General features: G+C 64.3%; 16 protein-coding genes. 11 read left to right on the top strand and 5 right to left on the bottom strand.

The window, feature by feature from the left end; translation table 11 throughout:
* The first annotated feature begins 121 nt into the window (after positions 1-121).
* Both EN869_RS11995 and EN869_RS11990 read left to right on the top strand, forming a co-directional pair.
* Positions 122-1,096, top strand: coding sequence for an LLM class flavin-dependent oxidoreductase (locus tag EN869_RS11995; RefSeq protein ID WP_127226570.1), 975 nt, complete (start codon positions 122-124; stop codon positions 1,094-1,096).
* Positions 1,093-2,343: an LLM class flavin-dependent oxidoreductase gene (locus EN869_RS11990; RefSeq protein WP_127226571.1), complete on the top strand. Its 1,251-nt coding sequence runs from the start codon at positions 1,093-1,095 to the stop codon at positions 2,341-2,343. The genes EN869_RS11995 and EN869_RS11990 overlap by 4 nt, the downstream gene beginning before the upstream one ends.
* Here the strand turns inward: EN869_RS11990 and EN869_RS11985 are convergent.
* From EN869_RS11985 to uraH, 5 genes are all read right to left on the bottom strand, one after another.
* Entirely contained in the window at positions 2,340-3,188 is an 849-nt protein-coding gene (locus EN869_RS11985) for a PhzF family phenazine biosynthesis protein (protein WP_127226572.1), read from the bottom strand. The genes EN869_RS11990 and EN869_RS11985 overlap by 4 nt on opposite strands.
* A gap of 206 nt (positions 3,189-3,394) precedes the next feature.
* Positions 3,395-4,477 (bottom strand): xanthine dehydrogenase accessory protein XdhC, encoded by a 1,083-nt coding sequence (gene xdhC, locus EN869_RS11980; protein ID WP_127226573.1) that lies wholly within the window; start codon positions 4,475-4,477, stop codon positions 3,395-3,397.
* Positions 4,478-4,539: 62 nt separating this feature from the next.
* Positions 4,540-6,888: a xanthine dehydrogenase molybdopterin binding subunit gene (gene xdhB, locus EN869_RS11975; protein WP_127226574.1), complete on the bottom strand. Its 2,349-nt coding sequence runs from the start codon at positions 6,886-6,888 to the stop codon at positions 4,540-4,542.
* Entirely contained in the window at positions 6,888-8,369 is a 1,482-nt protein-coding gene (gene xdhA, locus EN869_RS11970; RefSeq protein WP_127226575.1) for a xanthine dehydrogenase small subunit, read from the bottom strand. Before xdhA ends, xdhB begins: the two co-directional genes overlap by 1 nt.
* Before the next feature lie 3 nt (positions 8,370-8,372).
* Positions 8,373-8,747 (bottom strand): hydroxyisourate hydrolase, encoded by a 375-nt coding sequence (gene uraH / locus EN869_RS11965; protein WP_127226576.1) that lies wholly within the window; start codon positions 8,745-8,747, stop codon positions 8,373-8,375.
* Between the two features lie 177 nt (positions 8,748-8,924).
* Here uraH and puuE point away from each other — a divergent pair, with 177 nt between their 5' ends.
* From puuE to EN869_RS11920, 9 genes are all read left to right on the top strand, one after another.
* Positions 8,925-10,349, top strand: coding sequence for an allantoinase PuuE (gene puuE / locus EN869_RS11960; protein ID WP_127226577.1), 1,425 nt, complete (start codon positions 8,925-8,927; stop codon positions 10,347-10,349).
* 97 nt (positions 10,350-10,446) lie between these two features.
* Entirely contained in the window at positions 10,447-11,307 is an 861-nt protein-coding gene (locus tag EN869_RS11955) for a bifunctional allantoicase/(S)-ureidoglycine aminohydrolase (protein ID WP_127226578.1), read from the top strand.
* Positions 11,304-11,795, top strand: a complete 492-nt coding sequence (locus EN869_RS11950) for an ureidoglycolate lyase (RefSeq protein ID WP_127226579.1) — start codon at positions 11,304-11,306, stop codon at positions 11,793-11,795. The genes EN869_RS11955 and EN869_RS11950 overlap by 4 nt, the downstream gene beginning before the upstream one ends.
* Before the next feature lie 11 nt (positions 11,796-11,806).
* The gene (locus EN869_RS11945; RefSeq protein WP_127226580.1) at positions 11,807-12,400 is read left to right on the top strand and encodes a nucleoside deaminase; all 594 of its coding nucleotides are present in this window, start codon (positions 11,807-11,809) and stop codon (positions 12,398-12,400) included.
* A 70-nt stretch (positions 12,401-12,470) separates the two neighbouring features.
* Positions 12,471-14,456, top strand: coding sequence for a CocE/NonD family hydrolase (locus EN869_RS11940; RefSeq protein WP_127226581.1), 1,986 nt, complete (start codon positions 12,471-12,473; stop codon positions 14,454-14,456).
* A 150-nt stretch (positions 14,457-14,606) separates the two neighbouring features.
* On the top strand, positions 14,607-16,193 hold the full coding sequence (locus EN869_RS11935) for an ABC transporter substrate-binding protein (RefSeq protein ID WP_127226582.1): 1,587 nt from the start codon (positions 14,607-14,609) through the stop codon (positions 16,191-16,193).
* 16 nt (positions 16,194-16,209) lie between these two features.
* Positions 16,210-17,169, top strand: coding sequence for an ABC transporter permease (locus EN869_RS11930; protein WP_127226583.1), 960 nt, complete (start codon positions 16,210-16,212; stop codon positions 17,167-17,169).
* Between the two features lie 13 nt (positions 17,170-17,182).
* Positions 17,183-18,010, top strand: a complete 828-nt coding sequence (locus EN869_RS11925; RefSeq protein ID WP_127226584.1) for an ABC transporter permease — start codon at positions 17,183-17,185, stop codon at positions 18,008-18,010.
* On the top strand, positions 18,010-19,665 hold the full coding sequence (locus EN869_RS11920; protein ID WP_127226585.1) for an ABC transporter ATP-binding protein: 1,656 nt from the start codon (positions 18,010-18,012) through the stop codon (positions 19,663-19,665). The genes EN869_RS11925 and EN869_RS11920 overlap by 1 nt, the downstream gene beginning before the upstream one ends.
* Positions 19,666-19,752 lie beyond the last annotated feature (87 nt).

Raw genomic sequence — 19,752 nt, 5'->3', positions numbered from 1 at the left:
TCGACGCAGGCGAAGGCTGGCCGGCATGTGACAGCCTCGTGGCCCACTCGATCCCGTTGCCTTGCGCGAAGAGCGGCCTAGGTTGGTGGCCAGACGGTTGCCCGATTTTAAAGGCAGCCGAATGGACCGCACAATGCATCTCGCCATTTCGCTCGACATCGCTGCCGCCAACGGACACGACATCCTGGACTTCGGCCAAATCAGCGCCTTTGTGCAGAAGGCGGAAGCGGCGGGCGTTGACATGGTCATCATTTCCGACTCCGCCGATGAACCGTCGACCAGCCCATTCGAAGCGACCACGCTCATCGCCGCGCTGTCGACGGTGACCGAAAAGATCGGCCTCGTCGCCAGCGCCTCCACGCTCATGCACCAGCCCTACAATCTGGCACGCCGTTTTGCTTCGCTCGACATCATCAGCCATGGCCGCGTCGGCTGGAACGCGACGCTGCGGCAGAACCCGCGCGAAGCAGCGAATTTCAGTCGGTCGGAAGGTTTTTCCGACGACGATTTCCGCCGTCGCGCCAAGGAGTTCATCAACATCGTACGGCTCTTGTGGGTCAGTTGGGAACACGACGCGCTGCTGTTCGACAAGGCATCGGGCCGTTTCCACGATCCCGACAGGATGCATCCGATGAACTTCACCGGCGAATTCTTTTCGGTGCGCGGGCCGCTCAATGTCGCCCGTTCACCGCAAGACGTGCCAGTGTTGGTGATGTCCGGCCTCCCGGAAACCGAACTCGATTTTGCCAGCCGCCGCGTCGATGCCGTGTTGTTGGACAAGCGTGAACCGTCTGACGCGAAAGCGACCAGCGATGAAATCAAACGAAGGGCGCACGAAGCGGGGCGCGACCCGACGACGATCAAGGTGCTGGCGATGGCCGATGCGCGGCCGGAATATGACGGCCGTCATCTGGAGAAACTTTGCCTCTCATCGGGCAGCGACGGCATCGTTCTGAATGTGCAGCCTCGGGCTGCCGCCTTGGAGGATTTTGTCGAGCGATTGCTGCCGGACCTCGAGCGACACGGATTTGCCAAGGCAAAACCGGGAAAGACGCTGCGCGATCGCCTTGGGTTGAGTGAGGATCGCAAGCCATGAGCGCGCGCCAGATGAAGCTCGGCCTGTTCCTGTGGGCGACCGGCCATCACATCGCCGCCTGGCGTCACCCGGACGCGCATGTGACGGCCGGTATCGACATCGACCATTACATCACGCTGGCGCGGACCGCCGAAGCGGCGAAGTTCGACATGGTGTTCTGCGAGGACGCCGCCGGCCTGCGCGAAGCCAATGTAAACATTGCCAGCCAGACCTCGCGCTCGATTGGATTCGAGCCGATCAGCCTGCTTTCGGCGCTTGCCGTGCAGACCGAGCGCATCGGCCTCGTGTCGACAGCATCGACCAGCTACAACGAGCCCTATGGGCTGGCGCGTATGTTCGCCTCGCTCGATAATCTGAGCGGCGGCCGGGCCGGCTGGAACCTGGTGACCTCGGCGAGCCCAATCGAGGCCGCGAATTTCGGCGCGACGGGCCTCAAGCCGCATGCCGACCGCTATGCTCGGGCGCGCGAGTTCGCCACGGTGGTCACCGGGCTCTGGCACCGCAAGCCAGCCGGCCATGACGGCGAGAGCTTCTCGGTGCGCGATCCGCTCGACATACCGCCCTCGCCGCAGCGCGCGCCGGTGATGGTGCAGGCGGGCGCCTCGGACGACGGCAAGGATCTTGCCGCGCGCACTGCGGACGTCGTGTTCTCGGCGGCGCAAACCTTCGATGAGGCCAAGGCCTTTTATGACGATCTCAAAGGACGGCTCGCCGCCTACGGCCGCCAGCCGGACGACATCAAGATCATGCCCGGCGTGGCGCCGATCGTGGCGGCGACGAAAGCCGAGGCGCAGGCCAAATACGATGCGCTGCAGGAACTGATCCCCGACGATGTCGGCGTGGCGCTGCTCTCCAGCTATCTCAGCATCTCCGATCTCGGCCGCTACCCGATCGACGGACCGCTGCCCGAACTGCCCGAGAGCGAAGGCATGAAAAGCCGGCAGGCGCTGGTCATCGAGCAGGCGCGCCGCGACGGCCTGTCGATCCGCGAGCTTGCCCGTTACTTTGCCGGCGCACGCGGCCATTGGCGTGTCGTCGGCACGGCCGAACAGATTGCCGACGAATTGCAGGCGCGTTTCGAAGGCGGCGCGGCCGACGGTTTCAACGTCATGCCTTCCTGGTTCCCGGGCGAGCTCGACGCCTTCGCGATGCTGGTCGTGCCGGAACTGCAGCGTCGCGGCCTGTTCCGCGAGGACTATGAAGGCCGGACGCTGCGCGAGCATCTCGGCCTGAAGCGGCCGGTTTAAGCCGCCGCAGCCCGCGCATCCATCAGGCGGGCTGTTCCAGACACCCTGATCGAGCTTCCCGGCGCCGGCGGAATATCGGCATGAAGCCTCGAGCGCATGCCCATGTCCTCGCCCTGGACGATGTCGATCGCGCCGCCATGCGGCCAGCCGAGGTCCCGCAGATAGCCGGCAAAGGCGGCGGTTGCCGCCCCCGTTGCCGGATCCTCATAAACACCGCCGGAGGCGAATGGATTGCGGGTGTGGAACAGGCGCGGCGTCTCGGCATAAGCGAGCAGGATGGTAACCAAACCTTCGCGGCGCATGAAGGACTGGCCCTGCTTCAGGTCATAGGCCATGGCGGCCAGCGCCTCGCGTGACTTCAGCGCCAGCAAGAGATGGTCGGCGCCGCCGTGGATGAGCGCCGGCGGAATGGCGGGATCGAGATCGCCCGGCTGGTAGCCGAGCAGCGCCAATGCCTCGCCGGCCAGTTCCGACGAAGCCGGCCCGCTGCGCGTCGGCGGCGACTGCAGGGCAGCAGCGACGTTGGCGCCGTCGCAAAAACCTTCGACGGTGATGTTCGCCTGGTTGAGGGTCAGCGCGAAGGCCCCGTTGCCGAACTTCCTGACCAGCGCCGCGCCCAGCGCGATGGTGGCGTGGCCGCAGAAAGGCACTTCCGATTCCGGTGAAAAGTAGCGTACGCGCCAGCCATCGCCGGCGGGCGCCGCGAAGGCGGTTTCGGAAAAGCCGACGTCGGCCGCGACGCGCTGCATGTCAGCCGCATCCGGCAAGGTCTCGCCGATCACCACCCCGGCGGGATTGCCGCCTCTGTTCCCGTCTGAAAATGCCGCTATGCGCAATACGTCCATGTCGTTCACCCGTGTTCACTGCGTGTGTTCGTCAGGCGCGCAGAAAACACGGTTCGATCGCGTTTGGGAAACGAAGAAAGCGACGATCAGCTGTGAGCGGCAGTCATATCGCTCGTCGGGACGGAACGAACTTTGGCCCCGAAGCGCACACGCAGCAAAAGGGATAGCCAAGCAGCTTGCCGGTTCTCGCAACAGGGCTGGTTGGATCAACCAGCCATCGCCCTTTCGGCCCCGGCTGAGCATGGCGCCTCCACGGCGTGCGCCGCTAGCGCCGTCATGATCTCGGCGGCCGCAAGTGCTGCGATCACCGGCGGACGCTTGTCCTTCACGGCGCTGCCGCCGATCGGCGAGACAAGGCGGCTGAATTCGGCCTCGTTGCCCTCGGCAGACTTCAGGAACCAGTTCCTGAAGGTCGCCTTCTTGGTCTTCGAGCCGATCATGCCGACATAGGCTGTGTCGTCGCGCTTCAGCGCCTCGGCGACGATCAGGAAATCCAGCGCATGGTCGTGGGTGAGGATGGCGAAGGCAGACCCGGCCGGCGCTTCGCGCACCACGGCCTCGGGCATCGGCGTCAGCCGCGTCTCGACCGCTTCGGGCATGCCTTCCAGCGCCTCGGCGCGCGTTTCGACGACGACGACACGGATCGGCAGCAGCGCCAGCGACGCGGCCAGCGCCTGGCCGACATGGCCGCCGCCGAAGAGATAGACATGCGGCAGACGCGCCTCTTCCGATTGAGCGTTGGCAATCAGCTGCTGTTCAAGCGCCCCATCGACGAGGCGGATCAGCACCTCGACGCGGCCGCCGCAGCATTGGCCGATCTCCGGCCCGAGCGGAACGTCGAGCGTGGCGCAGACCTCGTCGACCTCGATGCGAGCTTCCCTCCCCCTTGAGGGGAGGGTGCAGGCGAAGCCGTCGGGTGGGGTCGCTGCGACAGTGCTCGACGCCTTGGTGGTGCCTTCCGAGGCGACCCCCTCTGGCCGCTTCGCGGCTGGCCCTTCGCTATGGCTCCGGGCGTTCGTCGCTGAAAAAGCCAAATCATTGGCTTTTTCTCGGCCTTCGGCCGAACGCTTCTCACCCCCCTCACGGGGGGAGAGCATCTGCCGTGCCTTGTCGATCGCCATATATTCGAGCTGGCCGCCGCCGATCGTGCCGAAAATAGCCGATGCCGAGACAAACATGAAGGCGCCGGCCTCACGCGGGGTCGAGCCCTTGGTGGCCGCGACCTCGACGAGCGCAACGCGGCCGGTTTGGCCGAGGAACGCCTTCAAACCTTGCACTTTCGAGTTCATCGTCTGCATTTCCATCCTGGAAATATAGCGTTTTGCGCCTCGATTTGCACGTTTAGGCAGATTCAAGCCGGCTGTACGGCTTCCCGCTTCAATCGCTCGATCGCCATCAGCACCCGTTCCGGCGTCGCCGGCGCATCGAGGCGCGGGCAGATCCTGTGATCCGCGACGCTCGCGACAGCATCGGAGAGCGCATGCAGAACCGACATGCCGAGCGGGAAAGGCGGCTCGCCGACGGCCTTGGAGCGATGCACGGTCGGCTCGTTCGCTTCTGACCAGTCGGCCAGAGTGACGTTGAAGATCTTCGGCCGGTCGGAGGCGAGCGGGATCTTGTAGGTCGACGGCGCATGGGTGCGCAGCCGGCCCTTGTCGTCCCACCACAATTCCTCGGTGGTCAGCCAGCCCATGCCCTGGATGAAGCCGCCCTCGACCTGGCCGAGGTCGATGGCGCGGTTCAGCGAGCGGCCCGTCTCATGCAGGATGTCGGTGCGCTCGACCACATATTCGCCGGTCAGCGTGTCGACCGAGACTTCCGAGCAGGAGGCGCCATAGGCGAAGTAGTAGAAGGGGCGGCCCTCGCCCTTGTCGCGGTTCCAGTGAATCTTCGGCGTCTTGTAGAAGCCGGCCGCCGAAAGCTGGATGCGGGCCATATAGGCCTGCTTGACCAGATCGCCGAAGGGTATCTCCTGGTTGCCGATGCGAACCCGGTTGGGCAGGAACAGCACCTGGTCTCGCGGTACCTGGTACTTTTCCGAGGCGAAATTGGTCAGCCGGTCCTTGATCTGGCGGGCGGCGTTCTGCGCCGCCATGCCATTGAGGTCGGAGCCCGAGGATGCAGCGGTGGCCGAGGTGTTCGGCACCTTGCCGGTGGTCGTCGCGGTGACCTTGACCTGGTCGAGGTCGATCTGAAACTCCTCCGCGACCACCTGCGCCACCTTGAGATAGAGGCCCTGCCCCATCTCGGTGCCGCCATGGTTCAGATGCACCGAGCCGTCAGTGTAGACATGCACCAGCGCGCCGGCCTGGTTGTAGTGCGTGGCGGTGAAGGAGATGCCGAACTTGACCGGGGTCAGCGCCAGCCCACGCTTGATGAAGCGGCTGTTGTTGTTGAAGGCGCTGATCTCGCGCCGACGCCGCGCGTAGTTCGAGCTCGCCTCCAGCTCGGCGATGATGCGCTGGATGACATTGTCCTCGACCGTCTGGTGATAGGGCGTGATGTTCCGGTCGCTGGTGCCGTAGAAATTCTTCTTGCGGATCTCGAGCGGGTCCTTGCCGAGCGCAAAGGCCACCTCGTCGATGACGCGCTCGGCGCCGATCATGCCTTGCGGGCCGCCGAAACCGCGAAAGGCGGTGTTGGAGACCGTGTTGGTGTAGAGCGGCGCCGACTGGGCGTGCACCGCCGGCCAGAAATAGGTGTTGTCGCAGTGGAACAGCGCGCGGTCGGTGACAGGGCCGGAGAGGTCCGACGAAAAGCCGCAGCGCGCGGCAAACATGAAGTCGACGCCAAGGATGTTGCCGTCGTCGTCGAAGCCGACCTCGTAGTCGATCAGGAAATCGTGCCGCTTGCCGGTCGCGGTCATGTCGTCGTCGCGGTCCGGCCGGATCTTGACCGCGCGATGGTGACGCTTGGCGGCGATGGCGGCGAGCGCAGCGAACTGGTTGCCCTGCGTTTCCTTGCCGCCGAAGCCGCCGCCCATGCGGCGGATTTCGACCGTGATGGCGTTGCTCGGGATACCCAGCGCATGGCTCACCATATGCTGGACTTCGCTCGGATGCTGGGTCGAGGAATAGATGGTGACGTCCTGGTCCTCGCCGGGGACGGCCATGGCGATATGGCCTTCGAGATAGAAGTGCTCCTGGCCGCCGAGGCGCATCTTGCCCTTGAGCTTGCGCGGGGCCGCCTTGATCGCCGCCGCCGCATCGCCGCGCTTCAGCGTCAATGGCGGCGTGACCAGCTTGTCCTTGCGCGGGTCGAGCGCGCCGATGTCTGTGACGAAGGGCAGCTGCTTGTATTCGACCTTGGCCAGCCTGGTGGCGCGGCGGGCCTGTTCGCGTGTCTCGGCAATGACACAGAAGATCGGCTGGCCGTAGAACTCGACCTTGCCGTCGGCGAGCACCGGCTCGTCATGGCGGCCGGTGGGTGAAATGTCGTTTTCTCCCGGAACGTCCTTGGCCGTCAGCACGTCGACGACGCCGGGAGCGGCGCGCACCCCCGAGAGGTCCATCTTGGTGATCGTCGCATGCGTCGCGGCGGACAGGCCAAGACAGCCATGCAGCGTGCCGGCCGGCTCCGGCATGTCGTCGATATAGACCGCCGTGCCGCAGACATGCTTGTGCGCGGAATCGTGGCGCTGGTCGCTGGCGACGCCGCCCGATATCTTCTGTGCCTTGAGGTTGGGGACGTGCTTGGTCATCAGGCAACCTCGTAGCGGGAGACCTGTAACGGCGCCTTGGTGCCGGTGGTCTCGACAAAGAAGCGCAGCAGAAGGTTCTTCGCCGCCAACGCCCGGTATTCGGCGCTTGCCCGCATGTCGGTGAGCGGCGTGAAATCGTTGGCGTATTCGGCCATCGCGGCTTCCACCGTCGCTTCGTTCCAGGCCTTGCCGATCAGAGCCTTCTCGACGGCAACAGCGCGTTTCGGCGTCGCCGCCATGCCGCCATAGGCGATGCGGATGTCGGCAACCGTGCCGTCTTTTGCCAGAGTCAGATAGAAAGCCCCGAGCGTCGCGGTGATGTCCTCGTCGCGGCGCTTGGTGACTTTGTAGACGGCAAACTTTGCGCCCTGCGCCGCCACGGGCACGTGGACTGCCTCGACGAATTCGCCGGGCTGACGATCCTGCTTGCCATAGGCGATGAAGAAGGTTTCGAGCGGGATCGTGCGGCGCTTCTTGCCCTTGCGCAGGGTGAGCTGCGCGCCGAGCGCGATCAGCGGCGGCGGCGTGTCGCCGATCGGCGAGCCGTTGGCGATGTTGCCGCCGATCGTTCCCATGTTGCGCACCTGCTCGCCGCCGATGCGGTCGACCAGCGGTCCGAGTGCCGGGATGCGTTTCGACAGCATCTCGAAGGCTTCGGTGTAGGTGACGCCGGCGCCGATGGTGATGACGCCGTCCTTCTCCGACATCGTGCGCAAGCCGTCGAGACCGCCGATAAAGACCGCCGGCGAGATGTCGCGCATGTGCTTGGTGACCCAAAGACCGACATCCGTCGAGCCGGCGACGATGGTGGCGCCCGGCTCCTTTTCGAGCACGGCCGCGAAATCGTCGACGCCGGCCGGCACGATCAGCCGCGCCTTGCCGGACCCGATCTCGATCCTGGCGCCATCGCGCAATGCTTTCAGCCGCGCGGTGATATCCTTGCGTTCCAGAGCCAGCGGATCCTTGGCCGCCTTGCCATAGCTCGAAATAGCGTGCGCCGCGCGCATGATCGCCTCGTAGCCGGTGCAGCGGCAGAGATTGCCCTGCAGCGCCTTTTCGATCGCGGCGTTGGACGGATCGGGCGTCCTCATCCAGAGCGCGTAGAGCGACATGATGAAGCCCGGCGTGCAGAAGCCGCATTGCGAGCCATGGAAATCGACCATCGCCTGCTGCACCGGATGCAGTTTTTCGCCATTGCCGCGCAGATGTTCGACCGTCACGACATGGGTGCCGTCGAGCGAGCCCATGAAGCGGATGCAGGCGTTGACGCTTTCGTAGACCAGGCCTTCGGAGGAGAGCTTGCCGACCAGCACGGTGCAGGCGCCGCAATCGCCTTCGGCGCAGCCTTCCTTGGTGCCGCGCAGCGAACGGTTGAGCCGCAGCCAATCGAGCAGCGTCGCATCGGGTGCGACGTCACCGAGCGCGACGTCGGCGTCATTAAGAATAAAGCGGATCTCGTTGCGGATCTTGGTATCGGCCATGTCTCAACTCCCCCGATAGGTCGAGTAGCCATAAGGCGAAATCAAGAGCGGGACGTGATAGTGCCGCTGCTCCGCCATGCCGAAGCGGATCGGCACGATGTCGATGAAGGCAGGCTCAGGCAGGCTGGTGCCTTGCCCGCGCAAATAGTCGCCGGCGGCAAAAACCAGCTCATATTGGCCTATGCGGAAATCGGCGCCAGCCAAGAGCGGCGCATCGCAGCGGCCGTCAGCGTTGGTGGCGACGGTCTTGAGATGCGTGCGGCTCTGGCCTTCGATGCGGAAGAGCTCGATCGACAGGCCCTTTGCCGGCCTGCCGGTCGCGGTGTCGAGCACATGGGTCGTCAGGCGCCCGCCATCGGCTTTCGACGTTTCTGCCACTGGCGGCCTCCCGTGTCGGTGCAGTTCAACGTTTTCAAGTCAATTGTGCGCCAATTAAAGGCGATGCATAAGCCCGGGTCGAGCGGAGTGCGGCAAAAAGCACTTTCAAAAATTTTCGGGGGAATGCAGCAGCACTCCTTTCGATATCTTCAACGCAACAATCGGGCAGGAGCGGCAATGCGTTACGAACGGGACATGCGCGGTTATGGGGCCAATCCGCCGGACCCGAAATGGCCGGGCGGCGCACACGTCGCAGTGCAGTTCGTCGTCAACTACGAGGAAGGCGGCGAGAATTGCGTGCTGCATGGCGACAAGGCTTCCGAGGCCTTCCTGTCCGAAATCGTCGGCGCGGCGCCCTGGGTCGGCCAGCGCCACTGGAACATGGAATCGATCTATGAATATGGGGCGCGGGCCGGCTTTTGGCGGCTCTACCGGCTGTTCACGGAAGCTGAGGTGCCGGTGACCTGCTACGGCGTCGCCACCGCGCTCGCCCGCTCGCCCGACCAGGTGACGGCGATGCAGGAGGCAGGCTGGGAGATCGCCTCGCACGGGCTGAAATGGATCGACTATCGCGACCACGCAGCCGAGGACGAGCGGCGCGACCTCGAAGAGACGATCAAGCTGCATTACGAGGTGACCGGCGCGCGGCCGACCGGCTGGTACACCGGCCGTACCTCGGTCAACACGGTGCGGCTGGTCGCCGAGGAAGGTGGCTTCGACTATGTCTCCGACACCTATGACGACGAGCTGCCCTACTGGTTCGACCGCGACGGGCTGGAGAAGCCGCAGCTCGTCATCCCCTATACGCTCGACGCCAACGACATGCGCTTCGCGACGCCGCAGGGGTTCAATTCGGGCGATCAGTTCTTCGCCTATCTGAAGGACAGTTTCGACACGCTCTATGCCGAAGGCAAGGCGGGCCGGCCGCGCATGATGAATATCGGCCTGCATTGCCGGTTGGTCGGCCGTCCGGGCCGCGTGGCGGCGCTGAAGCGCTTCGTCGACTATGTGAAGTCGCATGACAAGGTGTGGCTGACGCGGCGCATCGACATCGCCAGGCACTGGCGCGAGACGCATCCTTACGAGGCGCCGGCGTTGCGGCCGTCGCGGATGGAATTCGAGGAATTCGTGCATGCCTTCGGCGGCGTGTTCGAGCATTCGCCGTGGATCGCCGAGCGAGCCTACGAATTGGAGCTCGGCCCGGCGCATGACAGTGCCGGCGGCCTGCACAACGCGCTCTGCCGCATCTTCCGCGCGGCGAGCGAAGCCGAGCGACTTTCCGTGCTCAACGCCCATCCGGACCTCGCCGGCAAGCTGGCGGCGGCCAAGCGCCTGACGCCGGAATCGACCAGGGAACAGGCTTCCGCCGGGCTGGACGCGCTGACCGACAAGGAGCGCGAGCTGTTCTCGAAACTCAACGCCGCCTACGTCACCACTTTCGGCTTTCCCTTCATCATCGCCGTCAAGGGCAAGACCAAGGACGAAATTCTGGCGGAGTTCGAAGCACGCATCGGCAACAGCCGCGGCGTCGAGCTCGAAACCGCCTGCAAACAGGTCGAGCGCATCGCGCTGCTTCGCCTGAAAGACATGCTCCCACTCTGATGTTTGTTTTACGCAATTCCGGACGGAAAGTTACGGTGAAGTCGCCGACCCTAACCGCTTCACACTTTTCCTGGAATTGCTCTGAGGCCAGGACCCCATGGATATGATCAAGACTGCCGAGCGAACCTATTATGCGCCGCAGGGCGGCCATCCCGGCCAGAACGAGCTGTTGACCGGCCGCGCCGTCTTCACCGAGGCCTATGCCGTCATCCCCAAGGGTGTGATGCAGGACATCGTCACCAGCCCGCTGCCGTTCTGGGACAGGACCAGGGCCTGGATCATCGCAAGGCCGCTCTCGGGCTTCGCCGAGACTTTTTCGCAGTACATCGTCGAGGTTCTGCCAGGCGGCGGCAGCGACCGGCCCGAACTCGACGCCGGCGCCGAGGGCGTGCTGTTCGTCGTGGAAGGCGAGATCACCGTATCGCTAGCCGGCAAAAAGCATGTGCTTGCCCCCGGCGGCTTCGCCTTCCTGCCGCCGGCGAGCGGCTGGACGATACGCAATGAAAGCAGCGCCGCCGTCCGCTTCCACTGGATCCGTAAGGCCTATGAGGCGGTCGACGGTATCGACGTGCCGGAAGCCTTCTTCTTGAGCGACCAGGAGGTGGCGCCGAGCCCGATGCCGGGCACTGAAGGGCGCTGGGCAACGACCCGCTTCGTCGATCCGGCCGACATGCGCCACGACATGCATGTCACCATCGTCACGCTGAAACCGGGCGCGGTCATTCCCTTCGCCGAAACCCATGTCATGGAGCACGGACTCTATGTGCTCGAAGGCAAGGCGGTCTACCGCCTCAACCAGGACTGGGTCGAGGTCGAGGCCGGCGATTTCATGTGGCTGCGCGCTTTCTGCCCGCAGGCCTGCTATGCCGGCGGCCCGGAGAATTTCCGCTATCTGCTCTACAAGGACGTCAACCGTCACGCCAAGCTTGGCGGCGCATTTGGGGGTCTGGCGCGGTGACCCGTATCGTCGCCCGGCCGCTGACGCGTGAAGACTTCGCGCCGTTCGGCGACGTCATCGACATGGACGGCGACAACCGCTACCCGATCAACGGCGGCAAGGCGATGCGCTATCACGACCTGGCCACCGCGGAAGCCGTGGGGCCGAATGCGCGGGTGCTGATCTCGATGGTGCGCGGAACGCCCTACGAGATGCCGCTCAAACTCACCATGGTCGAGCGCCATCCGCTTGGCAGCCAGGCTTTCATCCCGCTGTCGCCGCGGCCATTCCTCGTGATCGTGTGCCATGACGCCAAGGACGGTCCAGGCGAACCGCACGCCTTTCTCGCCGGCCCCGGACAAGGCATCAACTACCGCCGCAACCTGTGGCACGGCGTGCTGACGCCGATCGGCGAGGAACAGGATTTCGTCATCGTCGACCGTGGCGGCGACGGCTCCAATCTCGAGGAATTCTATTTCTCGCATCCTTACGAGATCCACCTTCCTTGAAAGCCTTTGCCATGACCGACGTTTCGCTGATCGACCGCCTGCTCGATGTGATCGAGCACGACATCGTGCCAAAGACCGCTGAAGGCGTCGCCCACGGCAACAAGCTGTTCGGCGCAGCGATCCTGCGGAAAGATGACCGGTCGCTGGTGCTGGCCGAAACCAACAACGAGATGGAAAACCCGCTCTGGCATGGCGAGGTGCATTGCCTGAAGCGTTTCTACGAAATTCCGAAGGCCGAGCGCGTCGACACCAGGGACGCACTGTTCGTCGCCACGCACGAGCCCTGCTCGCTCTGCCTGTCGGCGATCACCTGGACCGGCTTCGACAATTTCTACTATCTCTTCAGCCACGAGGATTCGCGCGACAGCTTTGCCATACCGCATGACCTCAAGATCCTGAAGGAGGTCTTCACGCTAGACCCAGGGGGCTACAATGCCGAGAACGCCTATTGGAAAAGCTTCTCGATCCGCCGTCTGGTGCGCGCATTGCCGGACGCCGAGCGCAAGCGGCTGGAGGCGCGCATCGGCAGGATTTCGGAGCGCTACGACGAGCTGTCCGACGCTTACCAGGCGAGCAAGGCCGAGAACGACATTCCGCTGAACTGACGCGGATTGACCAGCCGATTTCGCCGGCTGGCCCACGACGCACCGGCGCGGGCTCCATCATGTGCTCGCCATGAAAACCGTCACCGAATTCCCTCGAAAAGTCATCGAAATTCCCGATATGGGCATCGTCATGCCGGACGGCTGCCGGCTGTCGGCGCGCATCTGGATGCCGGAGGACGCCGCCGACAATCCGGTGCCGGCGATCCTTGAGCACCTGCCCTACCGCAAGCGTGACGGCACCATCTTTCGCGACCAGCTCACCCATCCCTATTTCGCCGGGCATGGCTACGCTTCGATCCGCGTCGACATGCGCGGCAATGGCGATTCCGAAGGGCTGATGGACGACGAATATTCTGAGCAGGAGTTGCAGGACGCCTGCGACGTCATTGCCTGGGCGGCCGCGCAGCCCTGGTGCAACGGCAATGCCGGCATGATGGGCATTTCCTGGGGCGGCTTCAACTGCCTGCAGGTGGCGGCCAAACAGCCGCCGGCGCTGAAGGCGGTGATCAGCCTGTGCTCGACCGTCGACCGCTATGCCGACGACATCCACTACAAGGGCGGCTGCTTGCTGCTCGAAAATTTCGGCTGGGCCTCGACGATGCTCTCCTATTCGTCGCGGCCGCCGGACCCGTTGATTGCCGGCGGCAACCACTGGCGCGACCTGTGGCTCAGCCGGCTGGAGAACCAGCCTTTCCTGGCACCGCTGTGGCTCAGCCACCAGCATCGCGACGCCTATTGGAAGCGAGGCTCGATTTGCGAGGATTTTTCAGCGGTGAAAGCCGCCGTGCTGTCGATCGGCGGCTGGCATGACGGCTACCGCAACACGATCTCCAATCTCGTCACCAACATCCAGGCGCCGGTGAAGGGCATCGTCGGCCCCTGGATCCACAAATACCCGCATTATGCCGGGCCTCAGCCGGCCATCGGCTTCCTGCAGGAAGCGCTGCGCTGGTGGGACCGCTGGCTGAAGGGCGTGGAAACCGGCGTCGAGGCCGATCCGGACTACCGCGTCTATGTCATGGACAGCGTGCGGCCGGCGCGCTGGCATCCGGAGCGGCCGGGCCGTTGGGTGGCGGAACAGCAATGGCCGTCTTCCAACATCAAGGTTGAGGCGATCGAGCTTATTGCCGACGGCGCCAAGCCCTCCATCGTCGCCTCGCCGCAGACCTGCGGACTTGCCGGCGGCGAGTATTTCCCCTTCACCTTCGGACCGGAACTGCCGGGCGACCAGCGTCCCGACGATGCGCTGTCGGTATGCTTCGACCAACCGGAACTCACCGAGGCGATCGACATCGTCGGCGCGCCGGAGCTCGAAATTCGGCTTGCCTCCGATCGGCCTCAGGCCAACATCGCGGTGCGCCTCTGCGACGTACACCCCGACGGCGCCTCGGAGCTGATTTCCTACGGCGTGCTCAATCTCACCCACCGCTACTCGCATGAATTCCCGCAAGTACTGATCCCCGGCGAGACCGTTTCGACACGCGTCGTGCTCGACCAGTGCGCCTACCGGGTGCCGGCCGGCCACAAATTGCGCATCGCCGTTTCGACAGCTTACTGGCCGATGATCTGGCCCTCGCCGGAACCCGTCCGGCTCGATGTCGCAAAGGCGACGCTGAAGCTGCCGCTGCGCCCGCTGGCAAAGGGCGACGAGGTTTCCTTCCCCCAACCGGAAGGCGCGACGCCCTGGGCGACCGAGACCGTTCGGCCAACCAGTTCGGAACGGCATATCGACCGCGACGAGAAGACCGGCACCGTAACCCTCTCCATCACCGACGATTTCGGCGAGGTGCGCGACCTCGACCACGGGCTCGTCCATGGCAGTATCGTCAGGGAGAAATGGGTGATCCATCCAGATGATCCGTTGTCAGCCGCAGGCAGCACGCACTGGACACAGAGTTTCTCGCGCAATGAGTGGTCGGTGCGGACCGAAACCGTCGCCGACATGCGCTGCGACGCGCAAAATTTTATCCTTGGCGCCAGAATCGAAGCCTATGAGGGCGCGAATCTCGTTTTTGAACGCGATTTCGAGCAGATAATCCCTCGCGCCCTCGTCTGAGGCGCTGGCAGGATTGGTCCAAATGCGACGCGCCATTTACGCCACGGCATGTCGCAATCGGTCTTGCTTACAGCTTTCCGTTGCGGTCATTATCTCCTCAAGAAGCAAGAAACGACCATAAGGTCGAACCATCAGAGTGAGGAACCTACAATGACCAACGAACTCGACTATCTCAGCCGTCGTGTCGCCGCCGGAAAGCTCAGCCGTCGCGATTTTCTGGGCCGCGCCGCGGCGCTCGGCATCTCCGCTCCCTTCGCCAATTCGCTGCTTTCGAGCGCGGCCCGCGCTGCCGGCCCGGTCAAGGGCGGCATACTGAAGGCCGGCCTGGTCGGCGGTGAATCCACCAACAGCCTCGACCCGGCGCTGATGATGACGCAGGTGCCGTTCGCCTTCGGCAAATGCTGGGGCGAAATGATCGTCGAGCTGTCGCCCGAGGGCAAGCTCGAGAACCGCATCGCCGAGGAAATCGGCTCTTCGGACGACGCCAAGGTCTGGACGCTGAAGATCCGCGACGGCGTCGAATTCCACAACGGTAAGACGGTGACCGCCGAGGACGTTGCCGCGACGCTCGAGCGCCATTCGGACGAGAAGTCGAAGTCTGGCGCGCTGGGCTACATGAAGGGCATCGACACCATCAAGGCCAGCGGCAAGGAAGTGGTGCTGACGCTCAAGGAGCCGAACGCCGACCTGCCCTACCTGCTGAGCGACTACCACCTGATCGTCCAGCCGAATGGCGGTAAGGACAAGCCTGACGCCGGCATCGGCGCCGGCCCCTACAAGGTCAAGGTCAACGAGCCCGGCGTGCGCCATGTCGGCGAGCGCTTCGCCAATTACTGGCAGGGCGACAAGATGGGCCATGCCGACCAGGTCGAAGTCGTCGTCATCAACGACGCGACGGCGCGCACGGCGGCCCTGCAGGGCGGCCAGGTCAACATGATCAACCGCGTCGAGCCGAAGATCGTCGACCTGATCAAGCGCGTGAAGGGCGTCACCATCCGCAACCACTCCGGTCCCGGCCACTACGTGTTCATCATGCATTGCAACACGGCGCCATTCGACAACAACGACCTCAGGATGGCGCTGAAGCTGGCGATCAACCGCGAGGAGATGCTGAACAAGGTGCTGCGCGGCTACGGCTCGCTCGGCAACGACTTCCCGATCAACGCCTCCTACCCGCTGTTCACCGAGATCGAGCAGCGCAAATACGATCCGGACAAGGCCAAGTTCCACTACAAGAAGTCGGGCCACGACGGCTCGATCCTGCTCCGGACCTCGGACGTCGCCTTCCCCGGCGCCGTGGACGCGGCCCAGCTCTACCAGCAGAGCGCGGCCAAGGCCGGCATCAAGCTTGAGATCAAGCGCGAGCCCGGCGACGGCTACTGGAACGAGGTGTGGAACAAGCAACCCTTCTGCGCCTCCTACTGGGGCGGCCGCTCGACCCAGGACCAGATGTACTCGACCGCCTACCTGTCGTCGGCCGACTGGAACGACACGCGCTTCAAGCGTCCGGACTTCGACAAGATGGTGCTGGCGGCGCGCGCCGAGCTCGACGAGGCCAAGCGCAAGGCGATGTACCACGACATGGCTGTCATGGTGCGCGACGAAGGCGGCCTGATCCTGCCGATGTTCAACCAGTTCATCGACGCGACAGGCCCCAAGGTGGCAGGCTGGGTGGAGGATCCGCATCAGGAACTGTGCAACGGCTACGCCCTGGCGAAGTGCTGGCTGGAAGCCTGAGCACGGCCTTGCGGAGATGTCCTCACCCATCGTGAAACTGGTGGCCCAGCGCATCGCGCTGGGCATCCTCCTGCTGTTGGCCGTTTCGGTCCTGATCTTCGCCGGTACGCAGATCCTGCCCGGCGACGTCGCGCAAGCCATACTCGGACAATCGGCGACGCCGGAGTCGCTCGCCAATCTGCGCGAGCAGCTCGGGCTCAATCAGCCCGCCTATATCCGTTATTTCCATTGGCTGGGCGGCGTGCTGACCGGCGATCTCGGCACCGCCATGTCGAGCGGACAGGACATCGCGACATCGATCAAGGAACGGCTGTGGAACACACTGTTCCTGGCTTTCTGGGCAGCGATCGTGGCGATCCCGCTGGCAATCACGCTTGGCCTGATCGCGGTCCGCTACCGCAATGGCTGGGTCGACAAGCTGATCTCCGGCGTCGCGCTCGCCTCGACATCTTTCCCGGAGTTCTTCATCGGCTATCTGCTGGTCTTCTACTTCGCGGTCGAGAACCAGTGGTTCCCCGCGATCTCCACCGTCTACGAAGGAATGCCTCTCGGCGAACGCCTCCAGGCAATCGCGCTGCCGGCGGCGGCCCTGACGCTTGTGGTGCTCGCCCATATGATGCGCATGACACGCGCGGCGATCCTCAACGTCATGCAGTCGGCCTATGTCGAGACGGCGGAGCTCAAGGGCCTCTCGGCCTTCGCGGTCATTCGCAAGCATGCCTTCCCGAACGCGATCGCGCCGATCATCAACGTCGTCATGCTCAACCTTGCCTACCTCGTCGTCGGCGTCGTCGTGGTCGAGGTGATCTTCGTCTATCCGGGCATGGGGCAGTATCTCGTCGACCATGTCACCAAGCGCGACGTGCCCGTGGTGCAGGCCGTCGGCCTGATCTTCGCGGCCGTCTACATCAGCCTCAACATCATCGCGGACATTGCGGCGATCGTCGCCAATCCGCGACTCAGGCATCCAAAGTAAGGGGGCGGCGGATATGCTCGATATCAGACGCATCCCCATCGCATCACTGATCGGCATTGTGCTGACGAGCCTGTTCGTGCTGATGGCCGTCTTCGCGCCCTTGATCGCGCCTTATGGCAATGCCGAGATTGTCAGTGAAACTCCGTGGGACGTGATGTCGTCGGCCCACTGGCTAGGCACCGACAATCTTGGCCGCGATCTGTTGTCGCGCATGATCTACGGCGCCCGCATCACGCTGTTCATCGCGGTGCTGGCAACGGCGCTGTCCTTCTCGTTGGGCGCCATTCTCGGCTTCTCGGCGGCGGTGTTCGGCGGCTGGTACGACACCATCCTGTCGCGTCTGGTCGACCTGCTGATGTCGATCCCAACGCTGATCATGGGCCTGGTGGTGCTTTCGGTGCTGCCGTCGAACCTGGTCACGCTGATCCTGGTGATGGGCATTCTCGATTCGACCCGCGTCTATCGCCTGTCACGCGCGGTGGCCGTCGACATCAACGTCATGGATTATGTCGAGGCGGCGAAGTTGCGCGGCGAAGGCAGCGGCTGGATCATCTTCCGCGAGATCCTGCCCAACGCGCTGTCGCCGCTGGTCTCGGAACTCGGCCTGCGCTTCATCTATGCCGTGCTGTTCCTGTCAACTCTGTCCTTCCTCGGCCTCGGCGTGCAGCCGCCGGACGCCGACTGGGGCGGCATGGTGAAGGAAAACAAGGACGGCATCGTGTTCGGCATTCCGGCGGCGCTGATCCCGGCCGCGGCGATCGCAGCACTTGCGATCTCGGTCAATCTCGTCGCCGACTGGGTGCTCAACCGCACGACCAGCCTCAAGGGAGGGCGCGGCTGATGGCTGATGGCAAAGCAAAGTCGGGCCTGCTCCTCGACATCCGCAACCTGCGCATCGAGGCGACGGTCTATCCGCCGGGCGAGGCGCCGAAGACGATCACGCTGGTCCACGACGTCTCGCTGACGCTGGAAAAGGGCAAGGTGCTCGGCCTGATCGGCGAGTCCGGCGCCGGCAAGTCGACCATCGGCTTGTCGTCCATGGGCTATGGGCGCGGCGGCGTGCGCATCACCGGCGGCGAGGTCATCCTCAACGGCCGCGACATCTTGAAGGGCGGCAAGGAAGGTTTCCGCAAATTGCGCGGCCGCGAGGTCTGCTATGTCGCGCAGTCGGCGGCCGCCGCCTTCAATCCGGCGCACCGGCTGATGGACCAGGTGGTGGAGGCCTCGCTTCTGCACGGCACCGCGACCAGGGCCGAAGCCGAGAAACGCGCGGTCGCGCTGTTCAAGAAGCTCAGCCTGCCCAACCCTGAAATCATTGGCGAGCGCTTCCCGCACCAAGTCTCCGGCGGCCAGCTGCAGCGCGTGATGACGGCGATGGCGCTGTGCTCGGAACCCGACCTGATCGTCTTTGACGAGCCGACCACAGCCCTCGACGTGACGACGCAGATCGACGTGCTGGCGGCGATCAAGGACGCCATCCGCGACACGCATGTGGCGGCTTTGTACATCACCCACGATCTTGCCGTCGTCGCCCAGGTGTCGGACGAGATCATGGTGCTGCGCCATGGCCGGCTGGTCGAATGGGGCGGCACGAGGCAGATCATCAAGGAACCGCGCCAGGAATACACCAACGCACTGGTTTCGGTGCACGAGATCGAGCATCGCGAGCAGCAGCCAGGCACGACGCCGATGCTGTCGGTGAAGAATGTGACGGCCGCCTATGGCGGCGGTCACGTCAAGGTGCTGAAGAACGTCTCGGTCGACATCTTTCCCGGACAGACGCTGGCCGTGGTAGGCGAAAGCGGCTCCGGCAAGTCGACGCTGGCGCGCGCCATCACCGGCCTGTTGCCGCCCGAGCAGGGCAGCGTCGTCTTCGACGGCCGCACGCTCGGCAACAAGCTTTCCGACCGGCCGAAGGAAGACCTGCGCCAGCTGCAGATGATCTACCAGATGGCCGACGTGGCGATGAACCCGCGCCAGACGGTCGGCACCATCATCGGCCGGCCACTTGAGTTCTATTTCGGCATGAAAGGCCGCGAGCGCGACAAACGCGTTAACGAGTTGCTCGACGAGATCGAGATGGGAAAGGGCTTCATCGACCGCTACCCGGCCGAGCTCTCGGGCGGCCAGAAGCAACGCGTCTGCATCGCCCGCTCGCTCGCCGCCAAGCCGAAGCTGATCATCTGCGACGAGGTGACCTCGGCGCTCGATCCGCTGGTCGCCAACGGTATTCTCAAGCTCCTGCTCAATCTGCAGCAGGTGGAGAAGGTCGCGTATCTCTTCATCACCCACGACCTGGCGACGGTGAAGTCGATCGCCGATTCGATCGCGGTGATGTATCGCGGCGAGGTGGTGCGCTACGGCTCCAAGAGCAAGGTGCTGACGCCACCTTTCGACGCCTATACGGACCTGCTGTTGTCATCGGTCCCCGAAATGGAGATCGGCTGGCTGGAGAAGGCGATCGCTGGGCGGCGCATGGAGAGCGCCGGCAACTAGCGCGTCACGCCGGACTACGTGGGTTGAGCTGGCGTCCTGCTCTGCGCACTTCTGAGGCTTGGCCGGACCGGCCAGGCCTCGATGCAG

The sequence above is a fragment of the Mesorhizobium sp. M2D.F.Ca.ET.226.01.1.1 genome (assembly GCF_004022705.2).
Classification (GTDB): Bacteria; Pseudomonadota; Alphaproteobacteria; order Rhizobiales; family Rhizobiaceae; genus Mesorhizobium.
Note: the sequence above shows the minus strand (reverse complement) of the source record. Positions and strands in the feature narration are given on the sequence as shown.

What these genes read in the sequence shown, in the direction of transcription:
- EN869_RS11935 (WP_127226582.1), top strand. Translation starts at nt 14,607, where the DNA reads ATGACCAACGAACTCGACTATCTCAGCCGTCGTGTCGCCGCCGGAAAG.
- EN869_RS11925 (WP_127226584.1), top strand. Translation starts at nt 17,183, where the DNA reads ATGCTCGATATCAGACGCATCCCCATCGCATCACTGATCGGCATTGTG.
- EN869_RS11985 (WP_127226572.1), bottom strand. Translation starts at nt 3,188, where the DNA reads ATGGACGTATTGCGCATAGCGGCATTTTCAGACGGGAACAGAGGCGGC.
- xdhB (WP_127226574.1), bottom strand. Translation starts at nt 6,888, where the DNA reads ATGACCAAGCACGTCCCCAACCTCAAGGCACAGAAGATATCGGGCGGC.
- EN869_RS11945 (WP_127226580.1), top strand. Translation starts at nt 11,807, where the DNA reads ATGACCGACGTTTCGCTGATCGACCGCCTGCTCGATGTGATCGAGCAC.
- EN869_RS11955 (WP_127226578.1), top strand. Translation starts at nt 10,447, where the DNA reads ATGGATATGATCAAGACTGCCGAGCGAACCTATTATGCGCCGCAGGGC.
- EN869_RS11940 (WP_127226581.1), top strand. Translation starts at nt 12,471, where the DNA reads ATGAAAACCGTCACCGAATTCCCTCGAAAAGTCATCGAAATTCCCGAT.
- puuE (WP_127226577.1), top strand. Translation starts at nt 8,925, where the DNA reads ATGCGTTACGAACGGGACATGCGCGGTTATGGGGCCAATCCGCCGGAC.
- EN869_RS11920 (WP_127226585.1), top strand. Translation starts at nt 18,010, where the DNA reads ATGGCTGATGGCAAAGCAAAGTCGGGCCTGCTCCTCGACATCCGCAAC.
- EN869_RS11995 (WP_127226570.1), top strand. Translation starts at nt 122, where the DNA reads ATGGACCGCACAATGCATCTCGCCATTTCGCTCGACATCGCTGCCGCC.
- EN869_RS11990 (WP_127226571.1), top strand. Translation starts at nt 1,093, where the DNA reads ATGAGCGCGCGCCAGATGAAGCTCGGCCTGTTCCTGTGGGCGACCGGC.
- xdhC (WP_127226573.1), bottom strand. Translation starts at nt 4,477, where the DNA reads ATGAACTCGAAAGTGCAAGGTTTGAAGGCGTTCCTCGGCCAAACCGGC.
- xdhA (WP_127226575.1), bottom strand. Translation starts at nt 8,369, where the DNA reads ATGGCCGATACCAAGATCCGCAACGAGATCCGCTTTATTCTTAATGAC.
- EN869_RS11930 (WP_127226583.1), top strand. Translation starts at nt 16,210, where the DNA reads ATGTCCTCACCCATCGTGAAACTGGTGGCCCAGCGCATCGCGCTGGGC.